The organism is Idiomarina sp. UBA3176 (genome assembly GCF_002364295.1).
Taxonomy (GTDB): Bacteria; Pseudomonadota; Gammaproteobacteria; order Enterobacterales; family Alteromonadaceae; genus Idiomarina; species Idiomarina loihiensis.
This window is the reverse complement of sequence record NZ_DEXU01000005.1, coordinates 245,271-259,393: the sequence shown is the minus strand read 5'-3', so window position 1 is coordinate 259,393 and position 14,123 is coordinate 245,271. Positions and strand designations below refer to the sequence as shown.

Here is a 14,123-nt window from a genome sequence, read left to right as displayed (position 1 = left end):
TAACTATGCGTTTAAGTACTAACTTATTTTTCCAGCGTGGGCTGGACAGTTTACAAACCTCTCAAAGTCAGCTGGATAAAATTCAGCTGATGCTGACCAAGCAGACAAAAATATTGAGCCCTGCTGACGACCCTATTGGTAACTCGCAAGTGTTGGCGCTGAATGAAAAAATTGGTCAGAACGAGCAGTTTGAGCGTAACTCCGTAACCTTAGAAAATAATTTACGCCGTGAAGAAAGCGTTTTAAGTAGTATCACTGATGCTATTCAGAAAGCGCGTACTCTGGCCGTGCAAGCGGGTAACGGTAGCTACGATCAAACCAACCGAAAAGCGATAGCCTCAGAACTGCGAAATATTGAAACCTCGATTTTCGACCTGACTAATGCTCAGGACGAATCGGGTGAGTATATTTTTGCGGGTTACCAAAACCGTACTCAGCCAATGGAATTTGATGATGCGACTCAGTCGTACCAATATGTCGGTGACCAGGGGCAACGCACTATTCAATTGTCTCCAACCCTTTATCTACCGGCTAACGACCCGGGTAATAGGGCATTTTCAAATGTGTCTAAACGGGTCGACTTTGAATTGACCGGCGGCAATGACTTTATCAAAAAAGTAGAAGTAACAGACCGCAATGCGTTAATTACTGATACTGAAGCCCGCATTGATGCCGGTGATCCAACCGACTTTACTGTTAACTTTACCGGACCGGATACTTACGAGATTGATGATGGCGTCAACCCAGTAGTAGCGGGAACGGTTACCAACGGTAAAGTGGAATATAACGGTATGAGTCTGGAGCTTGATAAAGATAATATGCCAGTAGCTGGAGATTCCTTTAGCTATAGTATAGGTGAACCGGTTTCGCGTAATTTGTTGACGCAACTCGGTGATTTAGCTGATGTGTTAGACGCCTCAGGCCCGGAAAGTAAAGGCTTCCATGAAAGCGAGATAGCTTTTGCTTTGGACGACTTTAATACGGTTATTGGTGACCTGACTGATACTCAGGCATCGGTGGGGGCGCGGTTAAACGTTATGGATAATGCAAAACTCAGTAACGCCGATATTGAAATTGTGAATAAAAAAGCGCGGTCGGATATTTCTGACGTAGATTACTCTGAAGCGATGACGGATTTAGTAAAAAACGAAACCATATATTCCGCGGCTCAGCAGATATTTACTCGGGTCAGCCGCTTGAGCCTGTTCGATTATATCTGACCAATGTTGTGTAGCCTGACATTTATGTCAGGTCATATATCCATGCTGACGTTTACGTCAGGCGACACAACAAATACCCACCCCACATAAAAAAATTTAAAATTTTTCAAAAAAATCCTAAAGCTCCCCAAACCCCGGCCGATACCCTTTGTGAGAGGAAACTTTAACCAGGCGAAACACGAAGCCGAACACTTCCTCCAGCTTGGCAACAACGAATGAATCCAAGCTTAGGCCAGAAACTGAGGAGCATTATTATGCCATTATATGTAAACACTAACGTCAGCTCATTGAACGCACAGCGTCAGCTGATGGGCTCAGGTAACTCGCTTGACCAAGCATTTCAACGTTTGTCGTCAGGCTTCCGTATCAATAGCGCTGCAGATGATGCTGCAGGCTTACAAATTTCAAACCGTTTAAGCTCACAGGTTAACGGCTTGAACCAGGGGAACCGCAACGCAAATGACGCTATTTCTATGGCGCAGACTGCTGAAGGTGCACTGGACGAATCAACAACTATCTTGCAACGTATGCGTACACTGTCTATACAGTCAGCAAACGGTTCTAACTCAGACGTTGACCGTGGCGCGCTGCAAAAAGAAATTGGTAACCTGCAACAAGAGCTTACTCGTATTGCAGAAACTACCAGCTTCGGTGGTAAAAACTTGCTTGACGGCAGCTTCGGTACTGAAAAATACCAGGTTGGCGCTAACGCAAACGAAACTATCTCTGTTAGTCTTCGTGATGTTGCAGCTAATGCTATTGGTAACAACAAGATTACAGGTGCTGGTAGTGTTTTGGGTACGCAAACTGCGCTAGCTGAAGCCGACTTCAGTGATGGCTTAGCGCCTGGTGACATCACTTTAGGCGGACCAGATGGCAACGCGGTTATTGGCGTAACAGCTACTGATAAAGCAATGGATATTGTCAATAAAGTTAACGATGCAGGTACAGGTGTTACTGCTTCTACGAGAGTTGAAGCGACAATTTCCAACTTCCAGAGCACAGATGCTGGTACATTAGAAATTGGCGACGAGAGCTTTGACCTTGCTAAATATAACGGTTCACTGACTAAGCTTTCTGAAGACCTTGGTAAAGCCGGTATTGACGCGACTGTTGATGGCGGTGAGTTGACAATCGTTGCTGAAGATGTAAACGGTGTTCAAATCTCTGGTGGTGTTGCCGGTAACACAATTACATTAGCCGGTTCTGGTGGTGGTAGCTTTGCTGTTGATGGCACTAACACTAGTGTAGTTGTTGACGCGGAGCTTCAGCTTGAATCACGTGATTCTTTCTCTATTACTAATGACACAGCGGCTGATGAAACTGAGATCTTCGGCGCAAGTGGTTCGACTTTAAGCGAGATTGGCCAAGTTGATATCAGTACTTACGAGGGTTCTCAAGATGCATTAGGTACTATTGATGCGGCGATTGCTCAGATTGATTCTCAACGTGCAGACTTAGGTGCGGTTCAGAACCGTTTCCAGTCAACGATTCGTAACCAATCGAACATCGCTGAAAACCTGGAAGGTGCGAAGTCTCGAATCAAAGATGCGGACTTTGCGGCTGAAACTGCAAAACTGACTCAGTCTCAGATTCTGCAGCAGGCATCACAGACTATCCTGGCGCAGGCAAACCAGCGTCCACAGGCAGCACTACAGTTACTGGGTTAATACCCGCCCTAACTTACTAGTGTATAAAAACGGAGCTTCGGCTCCGTTTTTTTATGTCCGCAAGAAAGTTTCTAGCTGAAAAAAGCAGTGGTTAAAAAAACTTCAAATAAAAGCTAAAGTTTATAGTACTCTATACCGATAACATACAAGGACAGATGTTTTTTTAGTCCGTTAAAAACTTAATTGATGTTTTTGATAGGGAACAGGTGATTATTATGGCGGATATATCAATGGATACCCGCGATTTCAGCCTCCTCTCAACAGGGAAAGGATCGGTACAGACACAGCAGCCTAAAAAGCAAGATGTGATTGATACTGTAAATGAGGTACAGGACAAGGTAGCTGAACGTACAGATAAGTCTCAGTTAAGCCAACAACTGGAGGAACCCAGTGTTGGAGATATGGTCGAAGAAATTAATAAATCCTCGATTATACGCAACACCAGTCTGCAGTTTATTTTTGACGAAAAGGGTGATCCGCCAGTTGTCGAAGTTATGGATACTGAAAGCGGTGAAAAAATTCGGCAAATACCTTCCGAGCTTGCAGTCAAGTTAGCTAAAGCTATAGAAGAAATGGCCGATAACGAAGAAAGTCGGGCAGGAATTTTGTTCGATAACGAAATTTAGAGAGGTGATGATATGCCATTAGTTTCATCAACAGGTGCCCGTTCAGGTTTAGATCTGGAAGGCATCATTAAAGCGACGCTTGAAGCGGAACGCGTTCCGAAAACGAACCGACTTGATCAACAAGAAGGACGGTTGCAGGTAGAGTTGTCTGCAGTTGGTGAAATGCGGTCGGTATTGTCAAAACTTCAGGATGCCTCGGAAAAGTTATCTGGAGGCGATTTATTCAGCGCGATGAAGGCGTCGATTAAACAGCCTGAGTCGGGCGATGTAGTAACCGTTGAAAGTACAGATGATGCGGGAGCTGGTGACTTTAATATTTCTGTGACTCAGTTGGCGAAAGGGAGTCGTGCGGTATCGGCTGATGGCGCTTTTGCTGATTCAGATACAGAGGTAAATACCAACGCAGGTTCTTTGACTTTTGGCGCTGGTGATAATAGTTTTACTCTGGATATTGAAGCAGGCTCAAGTCTGGAAGATATTCGTAAAGCCGTGAATTCTTCACAGGATAATTTTGGTGTAACTGCCGATATTATTAATACAGGAACCGAAGCTAAGCTGGTATTTCGTTCAAGCGTAAGCGGTGCAGGTAATGACTTAACCGTTACCAATGATAACGCTGAGTTTGATGCGATTTCTACTCAGGCGAATGGTGGCGGCGCAGGTGGTATGGCTATTGCCGATGCGGATAAAGCAACTGATGCGATTATTGAAATTGATGGTATTCAGGCCAGAAATGACACCAATACGTTTGAAGATGTTATTCAGGGCTCGACCATAACCGCGGTTAAAGAAAGTGAAGATGCTGAAACAGCCAAACTTTCTATCGCTCGCGATGAAGACGGTATTAAGAAATCAATTGATGCGTTTGTAAAAGCTTATAACGGTGTCGTTGGCTCTTTAAATGAAATGGGTGGCGAAAATAGTATGCTTCAGGGCGATGCTACTATCCGAAGCCTTAAAGGGCAGTTGAATGATGTATTGACTTCAACATTTGGTGAAGGCGGAGAAAGCTTATTCGATTTAGGCTTTGGCATGGACGAAGACGGTAAACTTGAAGCCGAAAACCCGGTGACCAGTTTTAGTGATGTGCTGAAGGATAATCCGGCGGCATTGGAATCTGTTTTTGGTGGCGAAAACGGTCTGGCGTCCCGAATGGATAGTTTCTTAGATGGGTATGTAAAGGGTGGCGGATCATTGGAGATGCGAAAAGACTCAATTGACCAGAGTCTTGATCGAGTAACTAAAAGTCGCGAAGATTTGGCCCTTCGTATGGAGTCTATGGAAGAGACTTTACGAGCGAAATATCAAGCACTTGACCAACTTGTTGGTCAATTACAAAGCCGCGGAAATTCGGTCAGTGCTCAGCTTGCTAACCTTCCTGGCTTTACCCGGAATAACGATTAATTAGAGGTAATATCGTATGAATGCCAAATTAAAAGGCTACACTAAAGGTTCTCTGCAAACCCGCGTTGCTGGTGCTGACCCTTATCAACTGGTACAGATGTTGATGGCGGGTGTGCTGGAAAACCTGAATTACGCCAAAGGTGCTATTCAGCGAAAAGACTTAGAAAAGAAAAGCCATTATCTAAGTAAAGCTCAGGCTATTGTCGATTCTTTGCGCTATAGCCTGGATGACACTGCGGGTTCTGACGCTGCCGGTAACTTACGTGAGTTATACATGTATATGAGCACTCGTATTGCTGATGCATCTATTGAGCGAGACGTTAACATTATTGATGAAGTCGCGCGTTTAATGTTGGACATCAAAGGTGCATGGGATCAAATTCCAATGGAACAACGTGACGTTGCTATGAATCAAATGCAACAAGCTTCAGGCGCTTAAGTTTGAAAGATAAGATGCATTCCGAGAAGTTAGCGCAGCTAAATGAGCAGCTTAAACAAGAGATAGCGGATTCAGAATTTGAATCTGCTAACACTACGTTGGCCGAACTGATTAGAAGCCTTAACCATCTTCCTGACAATTGGCAAGAGTCTCAGCAGTGGGTAACTGTGGTTGCTGAAGCAGATGAATACTTGACTGAAATTCAGCCAACATTGGAGGCTGAGCAGGAAAAAGCCCGGTCTGCGATGAGTAAAATTACAAAAAGCAAAAAAGGCGTTAAGGCTTACACTAAGTAAAATTAAGGTAGATAGCGCAACAACAGGCTGTTACGACAGACATAAAAAAACCGGCATATGAGCCGGTTTTTTCGTTCCTGCGCCTAAGCCCAGGTCAGTAATTCTTCTTACAGTGCTTTGATCTTAGCATTCAAACGGCTTTTATGACGTGCCGCTTTGTTCTTGCTGATAAGACCTTTAGTTGCGTAACTGTCCAGCATTGGGGTTACGTCTTTCATTGCAGTGTTTGCTGCATCTTTGTCTTTCTTTTCAATAGCTGCGATTACACGTTTAAGGTAAGTACGCATCATTGAACGACGGCTTGCATTGTGGCGGCGATTTTTCTCGGCCTGAATCGCACGCTTTTTAGCAGACTTAATGTTAGCCAAGGTGAACTCCTAAATTCATTAACAGAACGCTTCTCTTATAAAGGCCGCAGATTATGCCTTTTCTGCTGTAAAAGTCAACAGCGAAAAGGGAAAAACTCACCGCTTTAAGTCAGGTTTTGATAAAATAGCATCCACCATTGGTCTCAGTTACAATCAAAAACAGAAACTTAGCTGTCAGCCGAAAGGATCTCTCTTGTCAAAAGCTTTGCTCCGTTCAGGATTTATCGTCAGTGCTATGACTCTTATATCGCGTGTATTGGGTTTGGTGCGCGATGTGGTCATTGCCAACCTGATGGGTGCCGGTGCTGCAGCGGATGTGTTCTTTTTTGCTAATAAAATTCCCAACTTTTTACGTCGGCTATTTGCTGAGGGCGCTTTTGCCCAGGCTTTTGTGCCGGTGCTCACGGAGTACAAGCAGGGCAAAGAACTGCCCGATCAGCAATTACTTATTGCCCGGGTCTCGGGCACCTTAGGCACCATTGTGACGGTGGTCACCATTTTCGGTGTGGTAGCTTCCCCGGTTGTGGCTGCGCTTTTTGGTATGGGGTGGTTTTTAGACTGGTGGAATGACGGCCCGCAGGGACAAAAGTTTGTCCTTGCCAGCGACTTACTCCGCATTACTTTTCCTTATTTATGGTTTATCAGTTTTGCCGCTATGGCCGGAGCTATACTCAATACGCTGGGCAAGTTTGCCGTAGCCGCTTTTACACCGGTATTTTTGAATGTCGCCGTTATTGCGGCGGCTATCTGGTTGGCTCCGCAGCTTGAGCAACCGGAATATGCACTGGCCTGGGGCGTCTTTTTCGGTGGTTTTATCCAGCTGTTATTTCAGCTACCGTTTCTGAAAAAAGCGGGGTTATTAGTTAAACCACTGTGGGGCTGGAAAGACCCGGGCGTTACCAAAATTCGCAAACTGATGTTACCGGCTATCTTTGGTGTATCGGTTAGCCAAATTAATTTGCTGCTGGATACCCTCATTGCCAGCTTTTTAATGACCGGTTCCATAAGTTGGCTGTACTACTCCGACCGATTGCTGGAGTTTCCGCTGGGTCTTTTTGGCATTGCCATTGCTACGGTTATTTTGCCCGCGCTTTCATCACGTCATGTGGATAAATCGACTGAAAACTTTAGTGCTACGCTGGATTGGGGTATTCGCATGGTGCTATTACTGGGTGTACCGGCCATGGCGGGGCTTTTTGTATTAGCAGAGCCGATGCTTATGGTGTTGTTCATGCACGGCGCCTTCAGCCCGGACGATGCGCGTATGGCGTCGTACAGTCTTATGGCCTATTCCACCGGTTTGCTAAGTTTCATGATGGTAAAAGTTCTGGCAACGGGCTTTTACTCCCGCCAGGACACTAAGCGCCCGGTTAAGTACGGCATTATTGCTATGGCAGCCAATATGGTATTTAACATTGCTTTGGCTATTCCATTCAGCTATGTCGGGTTGGCACTGGCAACGGCGGCGTCTGCGGCTATTAACGCCGGGTTATTGGGTGTTACTTTATGGCGAGAAGGGGTTCTGAAGAAACAACCCGGCACCGGGCGTTTTATTCTACAGGTACTTCTCGCAACAACTGCGATGATAGCGGGTGTGCTGTGGTTAAGCCCGGACATTGACGCTTGGCGTACCAGCTCGTTGGTTGAGCGGCCCTGGCTTTTGGCTCAGGTGATAGGATTCGGCGCTGCCATTTATATTGGCGTGTTGGTTATCACTGGCATGAGACCGAGACATTTCCGTGCGCGCGAGTACTGATTATCGCCTCGGTATCAGTTATAATCGCGTCTTTTCCGGAAAACATTAAGATTGTGCGGGCATGGAACTGATTCGCGGTACTCATAATCTCAGAGCTGAACATTGTGGTTGCGTATTGACCATAGGTAACTTCGATGGTGTTCACCTGGGGCATCAGGCGGTGCTTAGTCAGGTTCGGGAAAAAGCTCAGCAGTTGGGTGTGCCTTCCGCGGTTATGACCTTTGAGCCGCAACCGCAAGAGCTTTTCCAGCCTGAAAAAGCGCCTGCACGGTTAACCAACTGGCGTGAGAAATACCTCGCGTTACAGGCACAAAATGTCGACCGGCATATTGTTATTGAATTTAATAAGAAGTTTGCCAGCCAGCCAGCCCGCGAGTTTATTGAACAGACTCTGGTGGGTAAGTTGGGCGTTAAGTTTTTGGTCGTGGGCGATGACTTTCGTTTTGGCTACAAGCGAGAAGGTGACTTCGAGTTGCTGCAAAAGGCCGGTAAAGAACTGGGGTTTGAGGTGGTCGATACTCGCAGCTATCGTCAGCAACAGCAACGAGTTAGCAGTACCGCTATTCGTCAGGCACTAGAAGATGGCGACTTTGAACAGGCCGAACAAATGCTCGGGCGGCCTTATCAAATATGCGGAAAAATCGTACACGGCCGCAAAAATGGCCGGACTATTGGTTTTCCCACCGCGAACGTGCCGTTAAAACGTTTAAAAAGTCCGTTACATGGGGTGTTTGCGGTAACAGCTCAGTTTGGTAAAGACGAAGAAATACATTCCGGCGTTGCCAACCTGGGAACCCGGCCGACATTAAATGGCGACGAAGTACAGCTGGAGGTGCATTTGTTTGAGTTTTCAGGCAATCTGTACGGTCAGCAGATGACGGTCACACCGGTGGCCAAATTACGTAATGAGCAACGCTTTGCGTCGTTGCAGCACTTACAAGAACAAATTGAAAAAGATGCCGCCCGCGCACGTGAAGCATTAGCGTGCCGGAGTCAGTAACTATGCGGAAATGGAAACAGTGACCCATGAGTGATTACAAACACACCTTAAACTTGCCAGAAACAGCATTCCCGATGCGCGGCAACCTGGCTCAGCGCGAGCCAAAGATGCTGGAGCAGTGGTATGAAACTGACCTGTACGGTCAAATTCGTAAAGCTAAAGCGGGCAAGCCAAAATTTATTCTGCACGATGGCCCTCCGTATGCGAACGGGCAAATTCACATTGGTCACGCCGTAAATAAAATTTTAAAGGACGTTATTGTTAAGGCAAAAACCTTAAGCGACTTCGACGCGCCTTACGTACCGGGCTGGGATTGTCATGGTCTGCCAATTGAACTGCAGGTAGAGAAAAAACACGGCAAACCAGGTAAGAAATTAAATCTGGCCGAATTCCGCGAAAAGTGTCGTGAATACGCAATGACCCAAATCGACCAGCAACGTACGGACTTTAAACGTCTGGGTGTGCTTGGCGACTGGGATAACCCCTACCTGACTATGAACTTTAAGCAGGAAGCCGACAGTGTTCGTGCTCTGGCAAGAATTATTGATAAAGGCCATTTGCACCAGGGCTTCAAGCCGGTGCACTGGTGTACAGACTGTGGCTCCGCGCTGGCGGAAGCGGAAGTAGAATACCAAGATAAAAACTCGCCGGCTATTGATGTGCGTATGCCGGTTGCGGCTACGGCTGAAACGGTTGAGCGCTTCAGCACGCCGGAAGGGCATGTGGGTGAAGGCAATGTCAGCATGGTTATCTGGACCACCACACCGTGGACCATTCCGGCTAACCGTGCGGTGACTCTGGCCGACGGGCTTGAATATACCTTAGTGCAGGTTGAAGCCAGCGACGACCAGCCCGCAGAACGTGTGATTTTAGCCGATGACTTGGTGACCGATTGCATGGAGCGCTGGAACATTGCGCATTACCACAAGCTGGGTTTCTGTAAAGGCAGAGACTTAGAAGGTCTGCAATTACAGCATCCGTTGTTTGAACTGCAGGTTCCGGTCATTTTGGGGGATCACGTGACTACCGAGAGCGGTACCGGTTGTGTGCATACGGCACCGGGTCATGGTGTTGATGACTTCTTAGTGGGTCAGAAATACGGCATTGAAGTTTACAACCCAGTAGGTGACAACGGTGTCTACAAAGACGACACGCCGCTTTTCGCCGGACAGCATGTATTTAAAGCGAACGAACCTATTGTTGATAAGTTACGCGAAGTGGGCAACTTGATGCATGCCGAGAGCTACCGTCACTCGTACCCGCATTGCTGGCGCCATAAAACGCCCATTATTTTCCGTGCGACGCCGCAGTGGTTTATTAGCATGGACAAGAAAGGTTTGCGCGCAGGTGCTTTAGAGCAAATTAAAAAAGTCGACTGGTTCCCTGAGTGGGGACAAAGTCGTATTGAGTCTATGGTTGAAGGGCGCCCTGACTGGTGTATTTCACGTCAGCGCACCTGGGGTAACCCTATTGCCATTTTCGTAAACCGTGAAACGGAAGAGCTGCACCCGGACACTCTTGAGCTGATGGAAAAAGTAGCTCAACTAATTGAAAAAGACGGCGTGCAAGCCTGGTTCGACTTAGAGCCTGAAACTTTGTTGGGCGACGAAGCTGACAAATATCGCAAAGTCACTGACACTTTAGACGTTTGGTTTGACTCTGGTGTTACGCACCATTGCGTATTGCGTGAGTTTGACGGCTTGCGCTGGCCTGCCGATTTGTATCTGGAAGGTTCAGATCAGCATCGCGGCTGGTTCCAGAGCTCGTTAGTGACCGGTGTCGCCATGTATGACGAAGCGCCGTATCACCAGGTATTAACCCATGGTTTTACTGTGGATGCGCAGGGTCGGAAGATGTCGAAGTCTATCGGTAACGTGGTTGCTCCGCAGGACGTCATGAACAAACTCGGCGGAGACATTCTGCGTTTATGGGTCGCGTCAGCAGATTACTCTGGCGAAATGACGGTTTCTGATGAAATTCTTAAGCGTTCAGCGGATGCGTATCGTCGTATTCGTAATACCTCGCGCTTTTTGCTGGCGAACTTAAGCGGTTTTGACCCTAAACAGGATTTGGTTGCCAAAGAAGATATGGTTGAACTGGATCGCTGGATTGTAGGGCGTGCGGCGGATTTACAACAAGAGTTGCTGGAAGCCTACAATAACTACCAGTTCCACAGTGTGGTGCAAAAACTCATGCATTTCTGTTCCATTGAACTGGGCAGCTTTTACCTGGATATTATTAAAGACCGACAGTACACCGCGAAATCTGAAGGTTTAGCGCGGCGTTCATGTCAGACGGCGCTGTATCATATTGCCGAGGCGTTAGTGCGCTGGATGGCTCCAATTTGCAGCTTTACCGCTCAGGAAATTTGGGACTTGTTACCGAACGAACGCAGCCAGTATGTCTTTACTGAAAGCTGGTATCAGGGCTTTGATGAATTTTCTGGTGTTAAAGACGCTGAGAACGAGTTCTGGATGCAGTTATTGGAAATTCGTGATGTCGTTAACCAGGCGCTGGAGCAGTCACGCCGCGATGATGTTATCGGAGGTTCGTTACAGGCAGAAGTAACCTTGTACGCTGATGATAAACTGGCGACAGCCTTGAATCGTTTGGGTGAAGAGTTGCGTTTTGCACTGCTGACATCGGAAGCGCAAGTGGCCTCTATTAATGACGCACCTTCAGACGCCGTTAAAGCGGAGAAAATGGCTCTGGCCGTTAGTGTGACAAAATCTGAATACAAGAAGTGCGAGCGTTGCTGGCATCATCGCGAAGAGGTGGGGACTTTAGAGAACCACTCTGATTTATGCCAGCGCTGCGTAACCAATATTGAAGGTGAAGGTGAGGAGCGTCGTTTTGCCTGATTTTTCTAACCAGACTAACCGTGCAACTGGGCTGCGTTTTTTGTGGCTGACCTTGTTGCTGGTGGTTATTGATCAAATTACTAAAATTTGGGTGGCTGGTGAGTTTGAGCTTTATGAAAGCCGAGTTTTAATTGACGGGCTATTCAACTTAACTTATGTACACAATTACGGTGCGGCCTTTAGCTTTTTAAGTGACGGTGGCGGTTGGCAACGTTGGTTCTTTACCGCCATTGCTATTGCTATCAGTGTGGTGCTGCTAATTTGGATGCGCCGCAACCCAGTGGGTTTATGGCGCCAAAATTTAGCTTTTTCCCTGATTATGGCCGGGGCTATTGGTAATGTAGCTGACCGTTTAATGTATGGTTATGTCATCGACTTTTTTGATGTTCATTATCAGGGGTGGCACTGGCCTGCCTTTAACGTAGCCGACATGGCCATTACTATTGGTGCCGCACTCATGTTGTTGGAAGCCTTTTTTGATAACCGCCGGGACAAAGCCGAGAACGGTCACGGGCAGTAAGGAGTCTCATTTGAGTCGTTTACCTATAGAGCACGGACGGGAAGTGGTTATGCACTTCACCATTAAACTGGCCGATGGCTCGGTTGCAGACAGCACAAAAATGTCAGGTAAGCCAGCCAGGTTCCGGATGGGTGATGGCAACCTGACCGAAAACTTTGAAGCGTGTCTGGTAGGGTTGCGCGAAGGTGCCGAGCGTGAGTTCACTTTGGAGCCTAAAGACGCCTTTGGTGAACCGAACCCGGACAACTATTATTATGTTGATTCGGCAAAATTTAACGATGAAACCAAACCGGAAGTTGGAGCCATTTTGGCTTTTACTCAACCGGATGGTACCGATTTACCGGGAATTGTTCGTAAAGTTGAAGGTCCAACAGTCACCATCGATTTTAATCACCCGTTGGCCGGACAAACGGTGATTTTTGAAGTAGAGATTATTAGCGTTGAGCCATGATTGGTTAATAAACCGGGCTGAACGCAGGAGGAACTGATGCAAATTTTGTTAGCGAACCCTCGGGGTTTTTGTGCCGGAGTTGATCGCGCTATAACTATTGTTGAGCGGGCTTTAGAGATATTTGAGCCGCCAATTTACGTGCGTCACGAAGTGGTTCACAACAAATACGTTGTCAGTAAACTGCGCGAAGCCGGTGCGGTCTTTGTTGAAGAGTTGCATGAAGTACCAGACGACCAAATTGTTATTTTTAGCGCCCATGGCGTTTCTCAGGCGGTAAGACAAGAAGCCAAAGATCGCGGCTTGCGGGTATTTGATGCGACCTGTCCACTAGTAACGAAAGTTCATATGGAAGTTACTCGTGCCAGCCGTAAAGGCCACGAATGCATTTTAATTGGCCATGCAGGACACCCTGAAGTTGAAGGGACTATGGGGCAATATAAAAACGATGAGGGCGGTATCTACCTTGTGGAATCGCCGGAAGATGTTGCTAAGCTCGAAGTGAAAGACCCGGGAAACCTGCATTACATGAGCCAGACTACGTTATCGGTTGATGACACGGCCGACGTAATAGATGCCTTGCGTCAAAAGTTCCCAGAGATAAACGGGCCACGCAAAGACGATATATGCTATGCCACTCAAAACCGTCAGGATGCGGTACGCGAATTAGCCAGCGATGCTGATATCATGTTAGTGGTGGGCGCGCGCAACAGCTCAAACTCAAACCGCTTACGCGAGCTTTCCGAGAAAATGGGAACTCCGGCATACCTAATTGATGACGCCAGCTGTATTGATAAAGCCTGGTTAGAGGGTCACGAGAAGGTAGCAGTCACCGCTGGCGCTTCTGCACCAGAAGTTCTGGTCAAAGAAGTGATTGCTAAGCTACAGGAATGGGGCGGTAAAACTGCAGTAGAACTGAGCGGCCGCGAAGAAAATATTACCTTTTCAATTCCACCAGAGCTAAGGCCGCACCCGGTAGGTTAAACTGGTTATCGGGAAAGCCAGAATGTCTGGGCGAGCTCGTTATCATTTCCCCAGTAAACGGTTACCTCGATGGTCGCGTTGAACTGATCTATAGGGGTTAACTCTGCTGTTAAATGAAGCTGCCCTGTTTCCTTTGATAGTTTTGGATTATTGCCTTGAGTCCACGTTTGTTGAGCCTCACTTAAATAAGTCATCAAAACCTCCACAGCCTTCGCTTTTGTGTGGGCATGGTCAATCGCCGATAATCCAACCTGTAAAAGCCGCAGGCTACTGACGGACCAAAGAGCTACTAGTGCAGCTCCGACCAACACTTCAACCAGAGAAAAGCCTTTATTCTTGTGACAGTTCATAAGCCCTGCGCTCTGCTTCGAAATCTTGCTGAAGTTGTTGAGAAAGTTGTAGCCATTGATGATGTTGCTGAGCCTCTGTCATTTGCGCGTAGAAAAGCAGTGCAGCTAAACTGGCCGAGCTCAAACTTATAAGTGTTACTAAGGTGAGTATCAGAGCGAATCCTTTCGCGTTCATAGTAAG

15 protein-coding genes and 1 pseudogene are annotated in these 14,123 nt (G+C 47.0%); 13 read left to right on the top strand and 3 right to left on the bottom strand.

The features are described 5' to 3' along the window. Positions 1-5: 5 nt before the first annotated feature. The 7 genes and pseudogenes from flgL to B2U97_RS02800 all read left to right on the top strand — a co-directional run bounded on the left by flgL (position 6) and on the right by B2U97_RS02800 (position 5,655). Complete coding sequence (flgL, locus tag B2U97_RS02830) at positions 6-1,220, top strand: flagellar hook-associated protein FlgL (protein WP_272989683.1); 1,215 nt, start codon at positions 6-8, stop codon at positions 1,218-1,220. 215 nt (positions 1,221-1,435) lie between these two features. Then, positions 1,436-1,885 (top strand): annotated as a pseudogene (locus B2U97_RS14115) (flagellin); the annotation flags it as partial. A gap of 249 nt (positions 1,886-2,134) precedes the next feature. After that, entirely contained in the window at positions 2,135-2,890 is a 756-nt protein-coding gene (locus B2U97_RS02820) for a flagellin (RefSeq protein WP_339613141.1), read from the top strand. A gap of 215 nt (positions 2,891-3,105) precedes the next feature. Further along, complete coding sequence (locus B2U97_RS02815; protein ID WP_286823484.1) at positions 3,106-3,516, top strand: flagellar protein FlaG; 411 nt, start codon at positions 3,106-3,108, stop codon at positions 3,514-3,516. Positions 3,517-3,528: 12 nt separating this feature from the next. Next, positions 3,529-4,920 (top strand): flagellar filament capping protein FliD, encoded by a 1,392-nt coding sequence (fliD, locus tag B2U97_RS02810; protein ID WP_286823483.1) that lies wholly within the window; start codon positions 3,529-3,531, stop codon positions 4,918-4,920. Positions 4,921-4,936: 16 nt separating this feature from the next. Further along, complete coding sequence (gene fliS, locus B2U97_RS02805) at positions 4,937-5,359, top strand: flagellar export chaperone FliS (RefSeq protein WP_286823482.1); 423 nt, start codon at positions 4,937-4,939, stop codon at positions 5,357-5,359. Between the two features lie 2 nt (positions 5,360-5,361). Further along, positions 5,362-5,655, top strand: a complete 294-nt coding sequence (locus B2U97_RS02800) for a hypothetical protein (RefSeq protein WP_286823481.1) — start codon at positions 5,362-5,364, stop codon at positions 5,653-5,655. A 107-nt stretch (positions 5,656-5,762) separates the two neighbouring features. On the opposite strand, the gene rpsT is transcribed toward B2U97_RS02800, so the two are convergent. Then, positions 5,763-6,023: a 30S ribosomal protein S20 gene (gene rpsT, locus B2U97_RS02795; RefSeq protein ID WP_054486760.1), complete on the bottom strand. Its 261-nt coding sequence runs from the start codon at positions 6,021-6,023 to the stop codon at positions 5,763-5,765. A 193-nt stretch (positions 6,024-6,216) separates the two neighbouring features. Between rpsT and murJ the strand changes: the two genes are divergently transcribed. From murJ to ispH, 6 genes are all read left to right on the top strand, one after another. Further along, complete coding sequence (murJ, locus tag B2U97_RS02790; protein WP_114981612.1) at positions 6,217-7,779, top strand: murein biosynthesis integral membrane protein MurJ; 1,563 nt, start codon at positions 6,217-6,219, stop codon at positions 7,777-7,779. Between the two features lie 61 nt (positions 7,780-7,840). Then, complete coding sequence (ribF, locus tag B2U97_RS02785; protein ID WP_286823480.1) at positions 7,841-8,779, top strand: bifunctional riboflavin kinase/FAD synthetase; 939 nt, start codon at positions 7,841-7,843, stop codon at positions 8,777-8,779. Between the two features lie 26 nt (positions 8,780-8,805). Continuing rightward, a complete protein-coding gene (gene ileS, locus B2U97_RS02780) occupies positions 8,806-11,640 on the top strand; it encodes an isoleucine--tRNA ligase (RefSeq protein ID WP_286823479.1) in 2,835 nt (944 codons plus the stop codon). Next, complete coding sequence (gene lspA, locus B2U97_RS02775) at positions 11,633-12,160, top strand: signal peptidase II (RefSeq protein WP_253619815.1); 528 nt, start codon at positions 11,633-11,635, stop codon at positions 12,158-12,160. Before ileS ends, lspA begins: the two co-directional genes overlap by 8 nt. A 10-nt stretch (positions 12,161-12,170) precedes the next feature. Then, entirely contained in the window at positions 12,171-12,611 is a 441-nt protein-coding gene (gene fkpB / locus B2U97_RS02770; protein ID WP_034819709.1) for an FKBP-type peptidyl-prolyl cis-trans isomerase, read from the top strand. Between the two features lie 36 nt (positions 12,612-12,647). Beyond that, on the top strand, positions 12,648-13,592 hold the full coding sequence (ispH, locus tag B2U97_RS02765; RefSeq protein ID WP_286823478.1) for a 4-hydroxy-3-methylbut-2-enyl diphosphate reductase: 945 nt from the start codon (positions 12,648-12,650) through the stop codon (positions 13,590-13,592). A gap of 5 nt (positions 13,593-13,597) precedes the next feature. Here ispH and B2U97_RS02760 read toward each other — a convergent pair whose 3' ends face one another. Continuing rightward, positions 13,598-13,942, bottom strand: a complete 345-nt coding sequence (locus tag B2U97_RS02760) for a PulJ/GspJ family protein (RefSeq protein ID WP_034819765.1) — start codon at positions 13,940-13,942, stop codon at positions 13,598-13,600. Further along, positions 13,923-14,117 carry a hypothetical protein gene (locus tag B2U97_RS02755; protein ID WP_034819768.1) on the bottom strand — a complete coding sequence of 65 codons (195 nt, stop codon included), beginning with the start codon at positions 14,115-14,117 and terminating at the stop codon, positions 13,923-13,925. Before B2U97_RS02755 ends, B2U97_RS02760 begins: the two co-directional genes overlap by 20 nt. Positions 14,118-14,123 lie beyond the last annotated feature (6 nt).

Bases quoted from the DNA above. Each gene is read 5' to 3' on its own strand.
- flgL (WP_272989683.1), top strand. From the start codon at position 6: ATGCGTTTAAGTACTAACTTATTTTTCCAGCGTGGGCTGGACAGTTTA.
- B2U97_RS02820 (WP_339613141.1), top strand. From the start codon at position 2,135: ATGGATATTGTCAATAAAGTTAACGATGCAGGTACAGGTGTTACTGCT.
- B2U97_RS02815 (WP_286823484.1), top strand. From the start codon at position 3,106: ATGGCGGATATATCAATGGATACCCGCGATTTCAGCCTCCTCTCAACA.
- fliD (WP_286823483.1), top strand. From the start codon at position 3,529: ATGCCATTAGTTTCATCAACAGGTGCCCGTTCAGGTTTAGATCTGGAA.
- fliS (WP_286823482.1), top strand. From the start codon at position 4,937: ATGAATGCCAAATTAAAAGGCTACACTAAAGGTTCTCTGCAAACCCGC.
- ribF (WP_286823480.1), top strand. From the start codon at position 7,841: ATGGAACTGATTCGCGGTACTCATAATCTCAGAGCTGAACATTGTGGT.
- ileS (WP_286823479.1), top strand. From the start codon at position 8,806: ATGAGTGATTACAAACACACCTTAAACTTGCCAGAAACAGCATTCCCG.
- ispH (WP_286823478.1), top strand. From the start codon at position 12,648: ATGCAAATTTTGTTAGCGAACCCTCGGGGTTTTTGTGCCGGAGTTGAT.
- B2U97_RS02760 (WP_034819765.1), bottom strand. From the start codon at position 13,942: ATGAACTGTCACAAGAATAAAGGCTTTTCTCTGGTTGAAGTGTTGGTC.
- B2U97_RS02755 (WP_034819768.1), bottom strand. From the start codon at position 14,117: ATGAACGCGAAAGGATTCGCTCTGATACTCACCTTAGTAACACTTATA.